Below are 17,596 nucleotides of genomic sequence, written 5' to 3' on the forward strand. Positions count from 1 at the left end.
GCGAGGTTACTGATCATCTCGCCCAGGGATGCGTTCTTGCCCCCCACATGCTCTACATCATGGACGCCGAGCTTATCGAGGGAAACTACGTACTCTACCAAGGTGATCTCTCCACTAACTGTGTTGGAAAAGCTCAAAAGGCGCCCGCCTGTCTTCTATGACTTGGCCGGGCGTTTGTGGCCTGTACCTGGAAAATAGGCTTTGCAAATGTGGCAGAATGACGACAGCCGCATTCGGCAAACCGAACTTATCATATCCAAGAATCTTCATCAGCTTAAGGCCCAGATCGCAAATGAAACGAACCGCGTTCTTCATCTCCGACGGCACCGGTATCACTGCCGAAACCCTGGGCCAGAGTCTGCTCGCGCAATTCGAGAGCATTCCGTTCAACAAATTCACCCGCCCGTACATCGATTCACCCGACAAGGCGCGAACCATGGTCCAGCAAATCAACGCTGCGGCCGAGCGCGACGGGGTGCGCCCGATCATCTTCGACACCATCGTCAACCAGGACATCCGCGAGATCCTGGCCACGTCGAACGGCTTCATGATCGACATCTTTTCTTCGTTTTTATCCCCGCTCGAGCAGGAATTGACCGCCCATTCGTCGTATTCCGTGGGTAAATCGCACTCGATTGGCGGTAATTCCAACTACATGGAGCGCATCGAGGCGGTGAACTTCGCCCTCGACAACGACGACGGCGCGCGTACCCATTACTACGACAAGGCCGACCTGATCCTGGTGGGTGTGTCGCGTTGCGGCAAGACCCCAACCTGCCTGTACATGGCCATGCAGTTCGGCATCCGCGCCGCCAACTACCCGCTGACCGAAGACGACATGGAGCGCCTGCAGCTGCCGGCGGTGCTGAAAAAACACCACAACAAGCTGTTCGGGCTGACCATCGACCCTGACCGCCTGACGGCCATCCGCCACGAGCGCAAGCCCAACAGCCGTTATTCGAGTTTTGCCCAGTGCGAGTTCGAGGTGCGAGAGGTGGAAAGCCTGTTCCGGCGGGAGAACATTCCCAACATCAACTCCACGCATTTTTCGGTGGAGGAGATTTCGGCGAAGATTCTGGTGGAGAAAGGGGTGGAGCGCAGGTTCAAGTAAGCCTGCACAACCCTTGAAGCCTGCACAGGCCCTGTAGGAGCGGCCTTGCGTCGCGAAAGGGGTGCGTAGCGCCCCCAGGATTTTAGCTACGCCGCACATATCGCCGGGGCTGCTTTGCAGCCCTTTCGCGACACAAGGCCGCTCCTACAGGGATTGTGCAAGCCCCTAATAAAAAGCCCCGGCATCGCTGCCGGGGCTTTTTTATTTCAGCTCAAGCTCAGGACGGCACCACCGCCGCCTGCCCGCTCATGGCCAGGTCGACCAGCTCGCGGTTGGCCACCGCGTACATCGCATAGTCGGTGCCGGTGGCGTTGCGCAGGTCGTCAAGCATGGCGCGCCAGCGCTCCACCATCACCCGGTGCTGCTCGGCCCACAGTGCAACACGGGCGTCCATGTCGTCCGGGGCATCGGCCATCTGCAGGACCGAGATAGTGATAGCCCGCTGCTGCAAGTCGATATCGTCGCGGAACGCCTCGCGGGCCAGTGCCTGCCAGTTGTTCTCCACCGGCAGGTTGCTGATTTCCTGCAGGTACCAGGTCAGGTCCAGCGCGCTGCCCACGGCGAAGAACGCCTTGGCCACCTGCGCCGGCTCATGCCCGGTCACGTCGGCTGCTTCGATGATCGGCAGCAGGGTATACAGGTGGCTGGTGCCGGCCACCATGCGCGCCAGCAACTCCGGCACACCGGCCTCGACGAAGCCCTGGTAGCGCACCATCCAGCGTTCGCGGGTCGGCCCTTCGAGCAGTTCGTCCAGCTTGAGCCCCAGTTGCGCGATCTTCGGCCCGAAGTGTGCGGTGTCACGCCCGGCATCCTGCTCGTTGCGCCGGCTACGCAAGAACCAACGGGTAGCCCGGCGGCCCAGGCGCATCAGCTCGTCCATCAAGGTCAGCTGGATTTCGGCCGGCACCTGGTAGTCGAGCGCCTCGATCTGGCGGAACCAGTGTGGCAAGTGGAAAATGTCACGCACGATCACGTAAGCCCCGGCCACATTGGCCGGGCTCATGCCAGTCGACTCTTTCAGGCGCTGGACGAAGGTGATGCCCATGTTATTGACCAGGTCGTTGGCGATCTGGGTGCTGACGATTTCGCGCTTCAGGCGGTGGCGGCGCATGGCCTCGGCGAATTTGCTGACCAGCGACGGCGGGAAGGCGGTTTCCATGTCGCGGGTCAGGTAGTCGTCGTCCGGTACCAACGATTTGAGCAGCTGCTCCTTGAGGTCGATCTTGCTGTACGAGATCAGCACCGACAGCTCGGCGCGGGTCAGGCCCTGGCCGGCAGCCAGGCGTTCTGCCAATTGCTCTTCGGACGGCAGGAACTCGATGGCGCGGTCCAGCTTGCCGCGCGCCTCCAGGTCGGCCATCAGGCGCTTGTACTCGGCAATTCGCTCGCGGGCGCGGCGGGCGGCCAGCGACAGCGCCTGGGTCTGCTTGTAGTTGTTGCCCAGCACCAGGCCGGCCACTTCATCGGTCATGCTACCGAGCAGCTGGTTGCGCTGCTTTTCGGTCATGTCGCCACCCTGCACCACTTCGTTGAGCAGGATCTTGATGTTGACCTCGTGGTCGGAGCAGTCCACGCCGCCGGCGTTGTCGATGAAGTCGGTGTTGGTGGCGCCGCCGTTGAGGCCGAACTCCACACGGCCAAGCTGGGTCATGCCCAGGTTGCCGCCCTCGCCGACCACCTTGCAGCGCAGTTCGTTGCCGTTGACCCGCAGCGCATCGTTGGCCTTGTCGCCGACATCGGCGTGGCTTTCGGTGCTGGCCTTGACGTAGGTACCGATGCCGCCGTTCCACAGCAGGTCTACCGGGGCCTTGAGCAGCGCATTCAGCAGCTCGGTCGGGGTCAGGCGGTCGGCTTCGATGGCGAAGCGCTCTTTCATCTGCGGGCTGATGGCGATGCTTTTGGCACTGCGCGGGAAGATCCCGCCGCCTTCGGACATGATGCTGGTGTCGTAGTCGCTCCAGGCCGAGCGCGGCAGGTCGAACAGGCGCTTGCGCTCGGCAAAGCTGGACGCAGGCTCCGGGTTGGGGTCGATGAAGATGTGCAGGTGGTTGAACGCCGCCACCAGTTGCAGCTTGTCGGACATCAGCAAGCCGTTGCCGAACACGTCGCCGGCCATGTCGCCGACACCAATGACCGTGATCGGGTCTTGCTGCACGTTGATGCCGCGCTCGCGGAAGTGGCGTTGCACGCCCACCCAGGCGCCGCGGGCGGTAATGCCCATCTTCTTGTGGTCGTAACCGGCCGAACCGCCCGAGGCAAAGGCATCGCCCAGCCAGAAGCCATAGTCGATGGCAATGCCGTTGGCGATGTCGGAGAAGGTCGCGGTGCCCTTGTCGGCTGCCACCACCAGGTACGGGTCGTCATCGTCGTGGCGCACCACGTTGGCCGGGGGCACCACGCCACCGTCCTTGAGGTTATCGGTGATGTCGAGCAGGCCGGAAATGAAGATGCGGTAGCACGCCACGCCTTCGGCGGCGATCTCGTCACGCCCGCCGCCCAGCGGCAAGCGACGCGGCAGGAAGCCGCCCTTGGCGCCGACTGGCACGATCACCGAGTTTTTCACCTGCTGGGCCTTGACCAGGCCGAGCACTTCGGTGCGGAAGTCTTCTTCGCGGTCGGACCAGCGCAGGCCGCCGCGGGCAACATTGCCGAAGCGCAGGTGCACGCCCTCGACCCGTGGCGAGTAGACGAAAATCTCGAACTTGGGTACCGGCTTGGGCAGCTCGGGGATCAGCTTGGGGTTGAACTTGAAGCTGAAGTACGACTTGTTCTGGCCGTTGGCGTCCGGCTGGTAGAAGTTGGTGCGCAGGGTGGCCTTGATCAGGTCCAGGTAGCGGCGCAGGATGCGGTCTTCGTTCAGCACCTGCACGTCGTCCAGCGCGGTCAGGATAGCCTGTTCCAAGCGCTGCTGCTTGTCGTCCAGGTCGTCCGGGGTGAGCTTGCGCGCCAGGTAGAAGCGGGTCTTGAACAACCGGGTCAGCTCGCGGGCAATGTCGGTGTGGTTGTTCAGGGTGCTGGCGATATAGCCGAGGTCGAAGCCCAGGCGGATCTGCTTGAGGTAACGGGCGTAGGCGCGCAGCAGGGCAACGTCGCGCCATGGCAGGCCAGCGGTGAGCACCAGGCGGTTGAAGGCGTCATTTTCGGCATCGCCACGGACGATGTGAATAAAGGCGTCCTGCAGGGTGTCGTTGAGCTGCTGGATATCCAGGCTCAGGCCTTCGCTGTAGGTAAAGGCAAAGTCGTGGATCCAGTATTCACGGCCACTGGCATGGCGTAGGCGGTACGGGAACTCACCGAGCACGCGCAGGCCGAGGTTTTCCAGGATCGGCAGCACGTCGGACAGCGCCAGCGGCGTGTCGGCGTGGTACAGCTTGCAGTGCAGGATGCGCTCGCCCACCTGGGTCAGCGGCTGGTAGAAACTCATCGCCAGCGGCTTGTGTTCCGTCAGGTTCAACACATGCTGCAGGTCGACCACCGCCGAGTGCGCGGCAAAGCGCTCACGGTAACCGGCCGGGAAGCCTTTGGGGAAGTCGGCAAGGATGTTGGTGCCCTGGGCTTCGCCGAAGTTCTCCACCACCAGCGCCGAGTAGTCGTCATGCCACGAGCGGCAGGCCTGGATGACTTCGCGCTCCAGTTGCTGCGGGTCGATATCGATACGGTTCTTCGGGTCGACCCGCAGAATCAGCTGCACACGGGCCAGTACCGATTCCGAGAAGAAGGTCCAGAACTCGCAGTCGCTGGCCTTCAGGCGCTCCATCAGCACTTGCTGGATCTTCTGCCGTACTTCGGTGGAGTAGATTTCCCGCGGCACGTAGGCCAGGCAGTAGCAGAAGCGGCCGTACGGGTCTTTGCGCAGGAACACGCGGATCTTGTTGCGCTCCTGGATCTGCACGATCGCCATGACCGTGGTGAACAGCTCGTCGATCGGCGTCTGGAACAGGTCGTCGCGCGGCAGCACTTCCAGCACCTGGGCCAGTTCCTTGCCCAAGTGGGCCTTGGGGTCGAAGCCCGAACGGCGCTCCACTTCGGCCACTTTCACGCGGATATACGGAATGGCATGCACGCTTTCGCCATACACCGACGAGGTGTACAGGCCCATGAAGCGGTGCTCCTTGATGACCTTGCCGTCGGCATCCAGCTGGCGGATCGACACGTAGTCCGGGTAGGCCGGGCGGTGGACGCGGCTAGGCAGCGCGGCCTTGGCGAACGACAGCAGCAGCGGCTCGTTGAGGTAGGCCACGGCGTAGTCTTCGATGCGCAGCTCTTCGGCGGTCAGGCCCACCCGCAGGCGGCGCGGCAGGCCGAGGAACGACTGCTCGTCGTAGACCATCTGGCCACCGGAGGCGTCGCCCTTGACGGTGAATTCTTCATAGCCCAGGAAGGTGAAGTGGTTGTCCAGCAGCCATTCCAGGAAGGCCTTGACCTCGCCCTTCTCGTTTTGCGCCGGGCCGAAGGCGGTCTGTTCCACCTCGGCCACCACTTGACGCAGCTTGGCCTTCATCGGCTCGAAGTCGGCGACCGCCACCCGCACCTCAGCCAGCACCTGCTCGATCTCGCGGGCCAGCACGGTCAGCTCGGCGGCGTTGGCGCAGCGGTCGATTTCCAGGTACATCAGTGACTCATGCTGCACGCCCTCGCCCTGGCTGCCTTTTGGCAGCAGTTCCAGCAGCTCGCCCTTGGCGCCACGGCGCACGCTGAGCACGGTGGTCTGCAGGGTGTGAATGCTGTAGCCGCGGCGGTTGAGTTCGGTGCGTACCGAATCGACCAGGAACGGCAGGTCGTGGTGCAGCACTTCGACCACCGAATGGGTCGACTGCCAGCCGTTACGTTCGTAATCGGGGTTGTACACCCGCACTTGCGGGGTTTCGGGGTCGAAACGTTCGATGATGCGCCAGGCTGACAGGGTGCAGCCGGCCAGGTCGGAAAGCCTGCGCTGGGTGAGTTCGTCCAGAGAGATGATGCCGAAGAACTGCTCGGCGAATAGCGCCACTTGTGGCAGGGACTGTTCGCTGATGTGCTGCGCCAGGGCCGCTTGCAGTTGATGCTGGAAGTCGGCTTTGCTGGCTGCGGTGAAGAACGCCATCTGTGGTACTCCGCTTGGGCTTTGTAATAGTTGAAGCGTCGCTGCGTGCGCCATGTACGGATCAACGATAGCCAACCCGTGGCAAGGCGGACGGTAAAAACCAGGCGTTGAACGTGCGCAGGCACGCCCAGGGCTGGGCGAAGCTTAACGACTGATCGGTCATCAAGGCTTGCAGCGCTGCGACAATTTCGGTCAAGGGGCGGTAACTTTACGTTTATGCATGTAGCCAAGACTGTCAGAATTCCCTTCCGTTTCCTTTGATCCGAGCCTGATCATGCAAATCAACACTGCCCTGCTGTTCGCCACCCCTTGCGATGACGAGGAAGACAACATGGCGACCCTGTGCTGCCACAGCGACAAGGGTCAGATGTTTCTGCTGACCCGCTACCCGGACGAAGACACCGTCGACCTGACCCTGGATGACGAGCCGTCGACGCTGGATGGGCTGAAAGTGACCTTGAGTGCCAAGCGCCTGCTGATCGAAGTGGCGGCCGGCGACCGTGATGCGCTGAAGGGCGACGAGGTGCTGGAGATCAACCTGACCAGCGAACTGAGTGACCTGGATGAGGTGAAGGAAACCCTGGAGAACATTCTGGCCGGGACCGGAACCCTTGTCTGCGAAATTTGAACGCGGTCCATTGTAGGAGCGGCCTTGTGTCGCGAAAGGGCCGCAACGCGGCCCCGGCAATATATGCCGTGACGCTGGAATCCTGGGGCCGCTTTGCGGCCCTTTCGCGACACAAGGCCGCTCCTACAAAGAGCATGCCTGGCCTTAAATCAACGCCGCCTGCATTTCCTGCGCCTGTTGCCGCAACGCCTCACAAAACGGCTCCACCGCAGCCGAAGCCGGCCTATGGTCCGGCCGGATCAGCATCACCTGGTACGGCACCGACACCCGCAAGCGGCGGATCGGCAGCCCGCCCTGCGCCGCCTCCAGCCCGCTCAGCGGGTTGATGATCGCCACCCCCAGGCCTTGGCGCACCATCGCACACACCGACGCCGCACTGGTGGTCTCGATCACCGTGCGGCGGTTTACCCCCGCGGCACGAAAGTGCTGGTCAAGGCGCTGGCGGTAGGTGTCCAGGCTGGCCAGGTTGATGAAGTCGACCTCATGGAAATCGCTCAGCTCCAGCTCGGCCTTGGCCTGCAACGGGTGGTGCGCGGGCAATACGCACACCATGTTGGCGCTGAAGAGCAACTCGCCATAGGCACCGCGCGGTATCTGCTCGACCTCGGTCAGGCCCAGGTCATGCTGCTGGGCCACCAGTGACTCCTCCAGCAACGGCGACTCCTGCGCCAGGATGCTCACGCTCACCCCTCGGTGCTGCTGGTAAAAGCGCTGGCAAGCCTTGGGCAGCAGCGTTTGCGAGAACAGCGGCAGGCAGGTGATGGCCAGCCGGCCCTGCTCGAAATTGCGAATAGCCTGGGCAAAGCGGTCGATCCGCTCCAGCCCGACGTAGGCGCGCTCGACCTCCTCGATCAACAGCAACGCCTGGGCCGTCGCCACCAGGCGGCCACCCTCGCGCTCGAACAGGTTCAGCCCGGTCACCTGCTCCAGCCGCGCCAGTTCACGGCTGACGGTGGGCTGCGAGGTAAACAACAGGCGCGCTGCACCGGTGACGCTGCCCGCCGCCATGATGGCGCGGAACACTTCGATATGGCGGATGGAGAGTTTCACTGTAAGGCCTGCGAGATGACAACAGCCATATCAGATATGAATAGCCGGTAGAAAAATAGCTATTTTTATGAATTCGCGCTTTACCTCATGCTGAGGGCCTTCCTGATAGGAGTAGCGCCACCATGACTGCAACCTTCACCCTCCTGGCCGAGGCGGTCCGCCAGCACGGCTCGCCGCTGTGGGCCTACGATGCCAGCACCATCGCTGAGCGCGTGGCACAGCTGGAGGTGTTCGACACCGTACGCTTCGCCCAGAAAGCCAACCCCAACCTGCACGTGCTGCGCCTGATGCGTGGCCACGGCCTGGTGCTGGACGCGGTATCGCTGGGCGAAATGGAGCGGGCCTTCGCTGCCGGTGCCAGCGTCGCGGGCGACCCGGCGGGTGTGGTGCTGACCTGCGATGCGCTGGACCGGCCGACCCTGGAGCGGGTGGTGGCAGAACAGATCGAAGTCAACGCCGGCTCAATCGACATGCTGCGCCAGTTGGGTGAGCGTTCCCCGGGCCACCGCGTGTGGATCCGCATCAACCCGGGCTTCGGCCATGGCCACAGCCGCAAGACCAATACCGGCGGCGAAAACAGCAAGCACGGTATCTGGCATGAAGAACTGGACGAAGCGCTGGCGGTGATCAAGGCCCATGGCCTGCACCTGGTGGGCGTGCACATGCACATCGGCTCCGGGGTGGATTACCAGCACCTGGAGCAGGTGGCCCGCTCGATGATCGAGCTGATCGGCCGCCTGGGCGTGGACATCGAGGCGTTTTCCATCGGCGGCGGGCTGTCTACCCCGTACCGCAGCACCGACAAGCCGGTCGACCTGCAACGCTATGCCCAGACCTGGGCGGTAGCACGCAAGGAAATCGAAGCGATGCTCGGCCACCCGGTGCGCATGGAGATCGAGCCTGGCCGCTTCCTGGTGGCCGAGTCCGGTTACCTGGTGGCCGAGGTGCGTGCAGTGAAACAGGTGGGGCGCAATACCTTCGTCATGATCGACGCTGGCTTCAACGACCTGATGCGCCCGGCCATGTACGGTGCCTACCACGGCATGACCCTGCTCGATGCCAACGGCCAGCCGGTGGACCGCCCACGCCAGCCGACCGTGGTGGCCGGGCCGCTGTGCGAGTCGGGTGACGTGTTCACCCAGGATGACCAGGAGCTGACCCCGCAAGACCTGCCCCAGGCCCAAGTGGGCGACCTGTTGGTCATTCATGACGCCGGCGCGTATGGCGCGTCGATGTCGTCGAACTACAACAGCCGACCGTTACTGCCAGAGTTCCTGATCGAGAACGGCGCCCTGCGCATGATCCGCCGGCGGCAGACGGTGCAGGACCTGCTGGGCCTGGAGGCTGGGTTCTAACAAGCATGCACGATCCCCTGTAGGAGCGGCCTTGCGTCGCGATCGGGGTGCGAAGCACCCCCACGGTCTTCATACCCCATGCACAATCGCCGGGGTCGCGTTGCGGCCCTTTCGCGACGCAAGGCCGCTCCTACAACGACCGCGTAAACCCTGTCGGCACTGCAAGGCCCTTGCAATCGAATCCTCCCCCAATAACAATGCGATCAATTCCCATTAATAATGCGGTCTTGACGCCATGTCGACGCTCGATTCCCAGGCCCTGCACCACTTGTACAGCGAGAACAACAGCTGGCTGAAGGGTTGGCTGCGCGCCCGCCTGGGCAATGCCGCCGATGCCTCGGACCTGGCCCACGACACATTCCTGCGGGTGATGACTGCCCGTAATCAATTGCCGATCCGCGAGCCACGCAGCTACCTCAGCGCCATCGCCCGCTCGCTGCTGATCGACAAGGGCCGCCGTCGCACCATCGAACAGGCCTACCTGCAGGCCCTGGCCCTGCGCCCGGAGCCGGTGGAAGTCTCGCCCGAGGTGCGCCTGTCGATCATCGAAATGCTGGTAGCAGTAGACAGCCTGCTCGACGAACTGGGTGCCAAGACCCGCGCCATCTTCCTGGCCGTGCAACTCGAAGGCCTGACCTACGGGGCAGCGGCTGAGCGCTTTGGCGTGTCGGTCACCACCGTGAAGAATCACCTGATCAAGGCCATGACCCGCTGCCTGCTGGCAGTCGAAGGCTGAGCACATGGAACTCAAGACGCTCGAAGCCGCCGCGACCTGGTATGTACAACTGAACGACGGTGCCAGCAACGACGCCCGCACCCAGGCCTGGCGCCAGTGGCTGCAGGCCAGCCCGCAACATGCCGCCGCCTGGGCACGCGTGGAAAAACTCCAGCAGCAATGGGCCATGGTGCCGGCGCAGGCGGCGCTGTCCAGCCTGGGGGCAGCCCAGGCACAGCGCCGTGACGTGCTGAAAGTGCTGAGCCTGCTGCTGGCCATGGGTGGCGGCGGCTGGCTGGCAGCTGAACAGGTGCCCTACCACGCCCTGTTGGCCCAGCAACGTACCGGCACCGGCGAACGGCGCACCCTGCAATTGGCAGACGGCTCGCAACTGGAACTGAACGTGGGTACCGCGCTGGACGTGCGCTATGACGCCAAGGTGCGGGCGATCCAGTTGTACCAGGGGGAAATCCTGGTGAAACCGGTCAGCGACCGGCAGCAGCGCCCGTTCATCGTACACACCGACGATGGCAGCATCCTTGCCCGCAGTACCGCGTTCAGTATTCGCAAACTCGCGCAGCAGACGCGGGTGGGTGTACTGCAGGCCTCGGTCGAGGTGCGTCCGCAACGCCATCTGGACCGGGTGCTGCAACTGCAAGCCGGGCAACAGGTGAGCTTCGGCCCCGACGACTTCACCAGCCCCCATGCCCTGCCCGCCGACTCCACGGCGTGGCTGCAAGGCATGCTGAGCGTGAACGACTGGCACCTGGGCGATTTCATCGAAGAGCTAGGGCGCTACCGGCCAGGGGTGCTGCGCTGCGCCTCGTCGATCCAGGCCATGAGCATTTCCGGCGCGTTTCGCATCGACAACACCGACATCGCCCTGGCCAACCTGCCGAAAACCCTGCCGGTGAAGGTGCGTTATCTCAGCCGCTACTGGGTCAGCGTGGAACCTGCCTGAACAGCCGTTGAAAAAACTTTCAGTGAAATCTTGCTGATTTCGATTCTCGTCCGTCCCTGACACAAGCCGCGACGACAGCGACTTTCTGCCATGACTCGGAAGGATCACGTAATGCCCCACCTGCACCCCACCCCTGCAACCACGCTGAGCCAGGCTGTGCGCCTGGTGCTGTTCGGCATGTCCCTGGCCAGCGCACCGGCCGCGCTGCTGATGCCTGCCCAGGCCATGGCGCAGAGCCAGACCGCCTACCATATCGCCGCTGGCCCATTGGGCAATGCCATCACCCAGTTCGGCGTGCAGGCGGGCGTGACCATTTCGTTCGACACCGCACAAACGCACAACCTCACCAGCACTGGCCTGGAGGGCAGCTACAGCATTGAGGAAGGGCTGGTACGGCTGCTGGGCAACAGTGGCTTGCAGGCGCAGCGCCAGGGCAACGGCGGTTATGTGCTGGTGCCTGCCGACAATGGCACGGCCATGGAACTGGGGCCGTTGAACATCGACGCCAACCGGCTGGATGCGACCAGCGAAGGCACCCAGTCGTATACCGCTCGCGCCGTGACCATCGGCAAGGGTGTGCATACGCTGAAGGAAACCCCGCAGTCGGTCACCGTGATGACCCGCAAGATGCTCGACGACCAGAACCTCAACACGCTGGAACAGGTACTGGACAAAACCCCGGGCATTACCGTTTACGACTCGCCCATGGGCGGCAAGTACTTCTATTCGCGTGGTTTCAACCTCGACGGCCAGTACCAGTACGACGGCGTGCCACTGGACGTGGGCGGCAACTACGTGCAGGCAAACAGCTTTTCCAGCGACATGGCGTTCTATGACCGGGTCGAGATCCTCAAGGGGGCGGCCGGCATGATGAAGGGCTCCGGCTCCTCTGCCGGCGGCGTCAACTTCGTGCGCAAGCGCGGCCAGGACAAGGCCGCGACCACCGTCACCCTGTCTGCCGGCAGCTGGGACAACTATCGCGGCCAGGTCGACGTAGGCGGCCCGCTGAACGATTCGGGGACCGTGCGTGGCCGGGCAGTGGCGGCACTGCAGGACCGCCAGTACTTCTATGACGTTGCCAAGCGCCAGGACCAGGTGCTGTACGGCGCCATCGACTGGGACGTCAGCGACGACACCACCCTCGGCTTTGGCCTGGCTTACGAGGATGTCGATGCCACACCGTGCTACGCCGGCGTGCCTCGCTACGCCGATGGCAGTGACCTGAAACTGTCGCGCTCCACCTGCCTGGGCGCCAGCTGGAACGACCTGCAAAGCCAGCGTATTACCGGCTATGCCGACCTCAAGCACCGGTTCAATGATGACTGGACGCTGAATTTCGCCTCGATCTACACCCACAACACCCAGGACATCGAATACGCGTACTCCGAAGGCGCGGTACCGGTCGGTGCCAGTACCGCCAGCATGAGCGTCCGAGCCGGCCGTTTCGATTACGACCAGGACGACTACGGCTTCGATAGTTATGTTGATGGCAAGTTCGAGGCGTTTGGCCTGCAGCACGAACTGATCATCGGTGCCAACGCCAGCCGGCAGAAAACCCACGATTACTTCGCGCTGATGCTGCTGGACGGCAAGCAGGACCCGTTCGCCCCCACTGCGAACTTTCCACACCCGTCCAAGGCCGATTACCTGGTCAACCCGACGCGCGGTGGCAGTGTGCCAACCGACTCCACCACCACCCAATACGGCACCTACGCCAACCTGCGTTTGAAACTGGCAGAGCCGCTGACCCTGGTACTGGGCGCACGGGTAAGCTGGTACCGCAACAAGAGCGACTCCTATACCCAGTACTACGATTACTGGGTGAATAACCGCAGCCAGGAAAACGGCCAGGTCACGCCGTTCGCCGCCGTGCTGTACGACCTGAACGACCAGTGGACCGCCTATGCCAGCTACGCGGACATCTTTCAGCCGCAGAGCGACAAGGTAAATGCCGAGCGGCAACCGCTCCAGCCCAAGACCGGTGCCAACTACGAGATAGGCATCAAGGGCGAGCTGTTGGGCGGCGCGCTGAACACCTCGTTCAACCTGTTCCGCACCCTCGAGAATCACCGCGCGGAAAGTGACTACATCGAGACCTGCCCGTCAGGCGACGGCTATTGCTACACCGACAGTGGCAAGGTCCGTGCACAGGGCTTCGAGGCCGAGATCAGCGGCTCGCCGATCGAGCGCCTGCAACTGCTGGCGGGGTACACCTACACCCAGACCAAGTACCTGAAGACCATCGAGGACAGCGACCCCACCGAGCTGACCTTCACCTCCAGCTTCATCCCGCGGCACATGCTCAAGGTGTGGGGTGATTACCAGCTGGACGGCGCGCTTGAACGCTGGACCGTGGGTGCCGGCCTGAACAGCCAGAGCGAAAACTTCCGCACCACCGGCACTACCCGTGTCGAACAAGCCGGCTACACCGTGTGGAACGGCCGCGTGCAATATCGGCTTGACCCGAACTGGACCGTTGCCGTCAACGGCAACAACCTGTTCGACAAAAAGTACTACGCCACCATCGGCGCGCCGGGCTGGGGCAACTTCTACGGCGAACCGCGCAACTTCATGGTGACGCTGCAGGGCGCGTTCTAAACACCGACGCGGCCCCTTGTAGGAGCGGCCTTGCGTCGCGATGGGCTGCGAAGCAGCCCCGGCAATTTGTGCATCTGTGCGGAGATCCTGGGCTGCTGGGATGCCGGACACCTCGGCCAGGTCTGGTCGTTTCAGCTGTGCCAGGTGCCGGGCGAACTGCCCGCACACTGGTCACACCAGACGCTGGATGACCATGGCCATCTATTCGATTTCTTCTGGGCACCACTCGACGACCTGCCCTATGCCGATTGCCACCCGGTCTTTCAGCGAACATTGGCTTATTTGCACAACGCCCTGAGGCTTGTGCACTAGCCCGCAGTCGCCAGGCTGGCGTTGTCGATGACGAAGCGGTACTTCACCTCACCGCGCAGCATGCGCTCGTAGGCATCGTTGATATCCCCCGCCTGTACCAACTCGATGTCGGCAACAATGCCGTGCTCGGCCCGCCGTTACCCGGCCGACGATTTCGTGCCCGGGCACGCACGGGTACTGCGTACCTTCCCACTCCGAACGCACCTGGTGCAGGTCCGAGTGGCAAATGCCGCATTAGGCGATTTCGATTTGCACATCGTGCGCGCCGGGGGCGCGGCGGGTGATGCGCAGTGGTTGCAAAGGTAAGCAGTAAGGGCCGACAGGTGCTTGCCTTGAGATGTTGAGGGCCTGTGACATCGAGCGCCGCCCGCGCGGCGCTTCGCGGCACAAGGCCGCTCCCACATCTGTTTCGGGCCAATTATGCCTGTGCCTTTGGTGCGCGCGTCCTGGGTGCATGGCTGGAGATTGATGAGGAGCAGCGGCGCACCCTTCGATATCGAAGGGAACAAACAAGGCAGGCTCAGGTGATCTCACAGAAGAAACTGGCACGAAACAGATGTGGGAGCGGCCTTGAGCCGCGAAGCGCCGCGCGGGCGGCGCTCGATCGCATAGGCGATGCTAAAGCTACGGCGAACACCTCGCCTTGACTGACTGGCATTACGTCAGCCCCGGGTCACAATCCGTCAGAAGGGTGTCGCCTGCATTGGGGCTGCCTCGCAGCCCATCGCCGGCAAGCGCGGCTCCCACAGAGACCGCGTTGCCTTCAAGCCTAACGCCAAACCTGTAGGAGCGGGTTCACCCGCGAATAGGCCGGCAGGCTGAGCAGGTTGCTTGCCCCTCCCGATTCAATTTAGTTAACATTGCCCCCTCTTCCCTTCCCGGCCTCCCCTGCCGTGCACCGCCCAGGCGTTAACTCGCGAAGCGGTCATTCACGATGCCGACCCCGCATGGCCGCCACTTACCGGCGTGCCCATCCGCCATCAATACATTCAGGATGACCCCATGATCATTCGCCAAGGCATCGCTGCAGACTACCCGCAGCTGCTCGACATCTGGCTGCGCGCCGTGCGCGCAACGCACCACTTTCTGCAACCCTCCGACATCGACGCGCTGTTGCCGCAACTGCGCGATGCGTACTTCCCAGCCGTCGAGCTGTGGGTTGCAGTAGACACCAATGACCAGCCGCTGGGCTTTATCGGCTTCAACGAAAACCACGTGGAAATGCTCTTCGTCGACCCCGAGCGTCACGGCCAGGGCATTGGCCGCGCACTGCTGGATTTCGGCCGCCAGTCGCGCAGCACCCTGAGCGTCGACGTCAATGAGCAGAACCCGCAGGCTGTCGGGTTCTACCAGCACTATGGCTTCGTCCAGACCGGCCGCTCACCGCTGGATGGCGAAGGCCGGCCGTTCCCCTTGCTGCACATGAGCCTGCCCGCTGGAGCGTGAGCAACAGGCGCACACCGCGATGGAGCGTAAAGCCAACCCGCCGCCACCGTCCGACTGGGTGATCCGCAGTGCCCAGCCCGGCGGTATCGAGCGTATCGAGGCCTGGTTCGGCAGCCACGGCTACGACCCGCATCGCCACGATACCTACTCGATCGGCCGTACCTTAGCCGGTGTGCAAAGCTTCCACTACAAGGGCTCGCTGCGCCACGGCATACCCGGTAATACCCTGGTGCTGCACCCGGACGAGCTGCATGACGGCATGGCCGGCACCGACGCAGGCTTTCGCTACCGCATGGCCTACATCGACCCGGCACTGATCCAGAACGTGCTGGGTGGCCAGCCGCTGCCTTTCATCGCAGGCGGGCTGTCCAGTGACCCACGCCTGTACCATGCCAGTGAGGCATGGGTGCAGGCCGTGGACCACCCGTTGGAGCCGCTGGAGGAACAAGACGCCCTGTACGACCTGGCCATGGCCTTGCTGGCCGTCGGTGGCAAACCACGCGGGCGCAAGCGCCTGGACTACCAGGCCGCCGAACGTGCCCGGGCCTTCATCATGGCACACCTGCAGCAAAGCATTACCCTGGACATGCTCGAACAAGCCAGCGGCCGCGAACGCTGGAGCCTGTCGCGCGACTTTCGCACGCTGTACGGCACCAGCCCTTATCGCTTCGTCACACTACGCCGCCTGGACTGCTTGCGGCGCATGATCTTCGACGGTTTCAGCCTGGTCGATGCCGCCCTCGCCGCCGGCTTTCATGACCAGAGCCACATGACCCGGCATTTCACTCGCTGCTACGGCGTATCGCCCTTGCGCTGGCTGGAGCGCCTGCGCCCTACCCGCTGACTTGCAGGATCGTACAAGAAACCGGCTACTCATGATCGCTAGGCTGACCACTCCACTCACCGAGGAATTGTCATGCCTGAAGCCAATCTCCCATCCCAGCCTGTGAACCTGCTGCACAAAGCGTCGCTGATCGAACAGCAATGGAGCCCCAGGGTCGTTGCCGAAATGAACGACTACCAGTTCAAGGTGGTGCGTATCGAAGGCGAGTTCATCTGGCACGCGCACCCGGAAACGGACGAAGCATTTCTGGTGCTGGAAGGCACCTTGCGCATCGACCTGCCGGATGGCTGCGTGCACATCAACCCCGGGGAACTCTATGTCGTGCCACGGGGGGTCGAACACCGCACCGCGGCACAGGGCGAAGCAAAGCTGATGATGATCGAGCCACGGGGCATTCTGAACACCGGGCATGAAGGGGGGCAGCGCACGGCGGTGAATGATGTCTGGATCTGAATCGAAGCGGCCGTTGTAAGCTTGCGACACTGAACAGCAGGCCAAAGCCAGATCCCGTCGCCGCCTGGCCTGCATTACCGGCTTTAGCCTGGCAGCCATCAGAGTTCCTACCCTGCCGCTGATACACTTCCAACCCGTGAAATTTGCGAGACAGGCCAAAGGTATGAACCCGACGCGCTATACCACCGTGGCCAACGACTTGATGGAGGGCATCGCCAGTGGCCGTTACCCGGTGGGCAGCCTGCTGCCGACCGAGTTCGAGCTGTGCGACCTGTACGGTGTAAGCCGACACACGGTGCGTGCCGCCATCGATCAGTTGCTCAACCAGGGGCTGGTGTCACGGCGCAAGCGCGTCGGCACCCGGGTCGAGGCCAGCAGCCCGCGCGGCGGCTATTCGCAGTCGCTGGCCAGCGTGGCGGACCTGGCGCACCTGGCAGAAACCCAACAGCGGGAAATCCAGGACGTGCGCCACTTTGTTGCTGACCTGAGCGAGGCGGCGCGCCTGGGGTTGGTGCCAGGGGAGCATTACTTCTGCGTGTCGAGCATCCGCGTCGATCGCGCACACCATGCTGCGCCGCTGTGCTGGACCGACGTGTATGCACAACGCGACTACGCCGAAGTCATCGAGCGGGCCCGCGAGCACCCCGACCAGCTGATTGCCGGGTTGATCGAGCAGCACTACGGCCGGGCGATCGCGGTGGTCGACCAACAGGTGCGGGCAGTGTTGCTGACAGCGGAAATGGCCCGGGCGCTCAAGGCCGAGGCGGGTTCACCGGGGTTGAAGATCATCCGCCATTACCGCGAGGAGAATGGGGATTTGATGGCGGTATCCGAAACGGTGCACCCGGATGACCGGTTTACCCTGGTGACCCAGATGCGCAGGGATCGGTCGTCCGGCTAACCAACTTCAAAACCTTGCGCGGTCCCTGTAGGAGCGGCCTTGTGTCGCGATCGGGCTGCAAAGCAGCCCCGGGATAGCAGCGCTGATACACAAATCGCTGGGGCTGCTTCGCAGCCCGATCGCGACACAAGGCCGCTCC

The 17,596-nt window shown here is 63.1% G+C and carries 14 protein-coding genes and 1 pseudogene; 11 read left to right on the plus strand and 4 right to left on the minus strand.

The features are described 5' to 3' along the window. Window positions 1-101, minus strand: a 101-nt coding sequence (locus ACI2KG_RS27980; protein ID WP_404661149.1) for a hypothetical protein, incomplete at its 3' end; no start/stop codon positions are given. Between the two features lie 191 nt (window positions 102-292). Between ACI2KG_RS27980 and ACI2KG_RS27985 the strand changes: the two genes are divergently transcribed. Beyond that, window positions 293-1,111: a pyruvate, water dikinase regulatory protein gene (locus tag ACI2KG_RS27985; RefSeq protein ID WP_012271263.1), complete on the plus strand. Its 819-nt coding sequence runs from the start codon at window positions 293-295 to the stop codon at window positions 1,109-1,111. 217 nt (window positions 1,112-1,328) lie between these two features. Here ACI2KG_RS27985 and ACI2KG_RS27990 read toward each other — a convergent pair whose 3' ends face one another. Beyond that, the gene (locus ACI2KG_RS27990; protein WP_404664118.1) at window positions 1,329-6,194 is read right to left on the minus strand and encodes an NAD-glutamate dehydrogenase; all 4,866 of its coding nucleotides are present in this window, start codon (window positions 6,192-6,194) and stop codon (window positions 1,329-1,331) included. 274 nt (window positions 6,195-6,468) lie between these two features. Here ACI2KG_RS27990 and ACI2KG_RS27995 point away from each other — a divergent pair, with 274 nt between their 5' ends. After that, a complete protein-coding gene (locus ACI2KG_RS27995; RefSeq protein WP_404664119.1) occupies window positions 6,469-6,822 on the plus strand; it encodes a hypothetical protein in 354 nt (117 codons plus the stop codon). 144 nt (window positions 6,823-6,966) lie between these two features. On the opposite strand, the gene ACI2KG_RS28000 is transcribed toward ACI2KG_RS27995, so the two are convergent. Then, window positions 6,967-7,872: a LysR family transcriptional regulator gene (locus ACI2KG_RS28000; RefSeq protein ID WP_404664120.1), complete on the minus strand. Its 906-nt coding sequence runs from the start codon at window positions 7,870-7,872 to the stop codon at window positions 6,967-6,969. 122 nt (window positions 7,873-7,994) lie between these two features. On the opposite strand from ACI2KG_RS28000, the gene lysA reads away from it, so the two are divergent. The 5 genes from lysA (at window position 7,995) to ACI2KG_RS28025 (ending at window position 13,813) form a co-directional block, all read left to right on the plus strand. Next, window positions 7,995-9,227 (plus strand): diaminopimelate decarboxylase, encoded by a 1,233-nt coding sequence (lysA, locus tag ACI2KG_RS28005; RefSeq protein ID WP_404664121.1) that lies wholly within the window; start codon window positions 7,995-7,997, stop codon window positions 9,225-9,227. A gap of 235 nt (window positions 9,228-9,462) precedes the next feature. After that, complete coding sequence (locus ACI2KG_RS28010; RefSeq protein WP_404664122.1) at window positions 9,463-9,963, plus strand: sigma-70 family RNA polymerase sigma factor; 501 nt, start codon at window positions 9,463-9,465, stop codon at window positions 9,961-9,963. A 4-nt stretch (window positions 9,964-9,967) separates the two neighbouring features. Continuing rightward, complete coding sequence (locus ACI2KG_RS28015) at window positions 9,968-10,903, plus strand: FecR domain-containing protein (RefSeq protein ID WP_404664123.1); 936 nt, start codon at window positions 9,968-9,970, stop codon at window positions 10,901-10,903. A gap of 111 nt (window positions 10,904-11,014) precedes the next feature. Beyond that, window positions 11,015-13,501 (plus strand): TonB-dependent siderophore receptor, encoded by a 2,487-nt coding sequence (locus ACI2KG_RS28020; RefSeq protein ID WP_404664124.1) that lies wholly within the window; start codon window positions 11,015-11,017, stop codon window positions 13,499-13,501. 30 nt (window positions 13,502-13,531) lie between these two features. Then, on the plus strand, window positions 13,532-13,813 hold the full coding sequence (locus tag ACI2KG_RS28025; RefSeq protein ID WP_404664125.1) for a hypothetical protein: 282 nt from the start codon (window positions 13,532-13,534) through the stop codon (window positions 13,811-13,813). 96 nt (window positions 13,814-13,909) lie between these two features. Here ACI2KG_RS28025 and ACI2KG_RS28030 read toward each other — a convergent pair. Beyond that, a pseudogene (locus ACI2KG_RS28030) lies at window positions 13,910-14,170 on the minus strand (alcohol dehydrogenase catalytic domain-containing protein); the annotation flags it as partial. A gap of 645 nt (window positions 14,171-14,815) precedes the next feature. Between ACI2KG_RS28030 and ACI2KG_RS28035 the strand changes: the two are divergent. From ACI2KG_RS28035 to ACI2KG_RS28050, 4 genes are all read left to right on the plus strand, one after another. Further along, window positions 14,816-15,259: an acetyltransferase gene (locus ACI2KG_RS28035; protein WP_400617617.1), complete on the plus strand. Its 444-nt coding sequence runs from the start codon at window positions 14,816-14,818 to the stop codon at window positions 15,257-15,259. Between the two features lie 19 nt (window positions 15,260-15,278). Beyond that, on the plus strand, window positions 15,279-16,103 hold the full coding sequence (locus ACI2KG_RS28040; protein WP_400617618.1) for an AraC family transcriptional regulator: 825 nt from the start codon (window positions 15,279-15,281) through the stop codon (window positions 16,101-16,103). Window positions 16,104-16,175: 72 nt separating this feature from the next. Continuing rightward, window positions 16,176-16,556: a cupin domain-containing protein gene (locus ACI2KG_RS28045; RefSeq protein WP_404664126.1), complete on the plus strand. Its 381-nt coding sequence runs from the start codon at window positions 16,176-16,178 to the stop codon at window positions 16,554-16,556. Window positions 16,557-16,719: 163 nt separating this feature from the next. Further along, the gene (locus ACI2KG_RS28050) at window positions 16,720-17,457 is read left to right on the plus strand and encodes a GntR family transcriptional regulator (protein WP_404664127.1); all 738 of its coding nucleotides are present in this window, start codon (window positions 16,720-16,722) and stop codon (window positions 17,455-17,457) included. Window positions 17,458-17,596: the final 139 nt, after the last annotated feature.

This window comes from Pseudomonas sp. NPDC089407, from assembly GCF_044900445.1.
Lineage (GTDB): Bacteria > Pseudomonadota > Gammaproteobacteria > Pseudomonadales > Pseudomonadaceae > Aquipseudomonas.

What these genes read in the sequence shown, in the direction of transcription:
- ACI2KG_RS27985 (WP_012271263.1), top strand. Translation starts at nt 293, where the DNA reads ATGAAACGAACCGCGTTCTTCATCTCCGACGGCACCGGTATCACTGCC.
- ACI2KG_RS27990 (WP_404664118.1), bottom strand. Translation starts at nt 6,194, where the DNA reads ATGGCGTTCTTCACCGCAGCCAGCAAAGCCGACTTCCAGCATCAACTG.
- ACI2KG_RS27995 (WP_404664119.1), top strand. Translation starts at nt 6,469, where the DNA reads ATGCAAATCAACACTGCCCTGCTGTTCGCCACCCCTTGCGATGACGAG.
- lysA (WP_404664121.1), top strand. Translation starts at nt 7,995, where the DNA reads ATGACTGCAACCTTCACCCTCCTGGCCGAGGCGGTCCGCCAGCACGGC.
- ACI2KG_RS28010 (WP_404664122.1), top strand. Translation starts at nt 9,463, where the DNA reads ATGTCGACGCTCGATTCCCAGGCCCTGCACCACTTGTACAGCGAGAAC.
- ACI2KG_RS28015 (WP_404664123.1), top strand. Translation starts at nt 9,968, where the DNA reads ATGGAACTCAAGACGCTCGAAGCCGCCGCGACCTGGTATGTACAACTG.
- ACI2KG_RS28020 (WP_404664124.1), top strand. Translation starts at nt 11,015, where the DNA reads ATGCCCCACCTGCACCCCACCCCTGCAACCACGCTGAGCCAGGCTGTG.
- ACI2KG_RS28035 (WP_400617617.1), top strand. Translation starts at nt 14,816, where the DNA reads ATGATCATTCGCCAAGGCATCGCTGCAGACTACCCGCAGCTGCTCGAC.
- ACI2KG_RS28040 (WP_400617618.1), top strand. Translation starts at nt 15,279, where the DNA reads ATGGAGCGTAAAGCCAACCCGCCGCCACCGTCCGACTGGGTGATCCGC.
- ACI2KG_RS28045 (WP_404664126.1), top strand. Translation starts at nt 16,176, where the DNA reads ATGCCTGAAGCCAATCTCCCATCCCAGCCTGTGAACCTGCTGCACAAA.
- ACI2KG_RS28050 (WP_404664127.1), top strand. Translation starts at nt 16,720, where the DNA reads ATGAACCCGACGCGCTATACCACCGTGGCCAACGACTTGATGGAGGGC.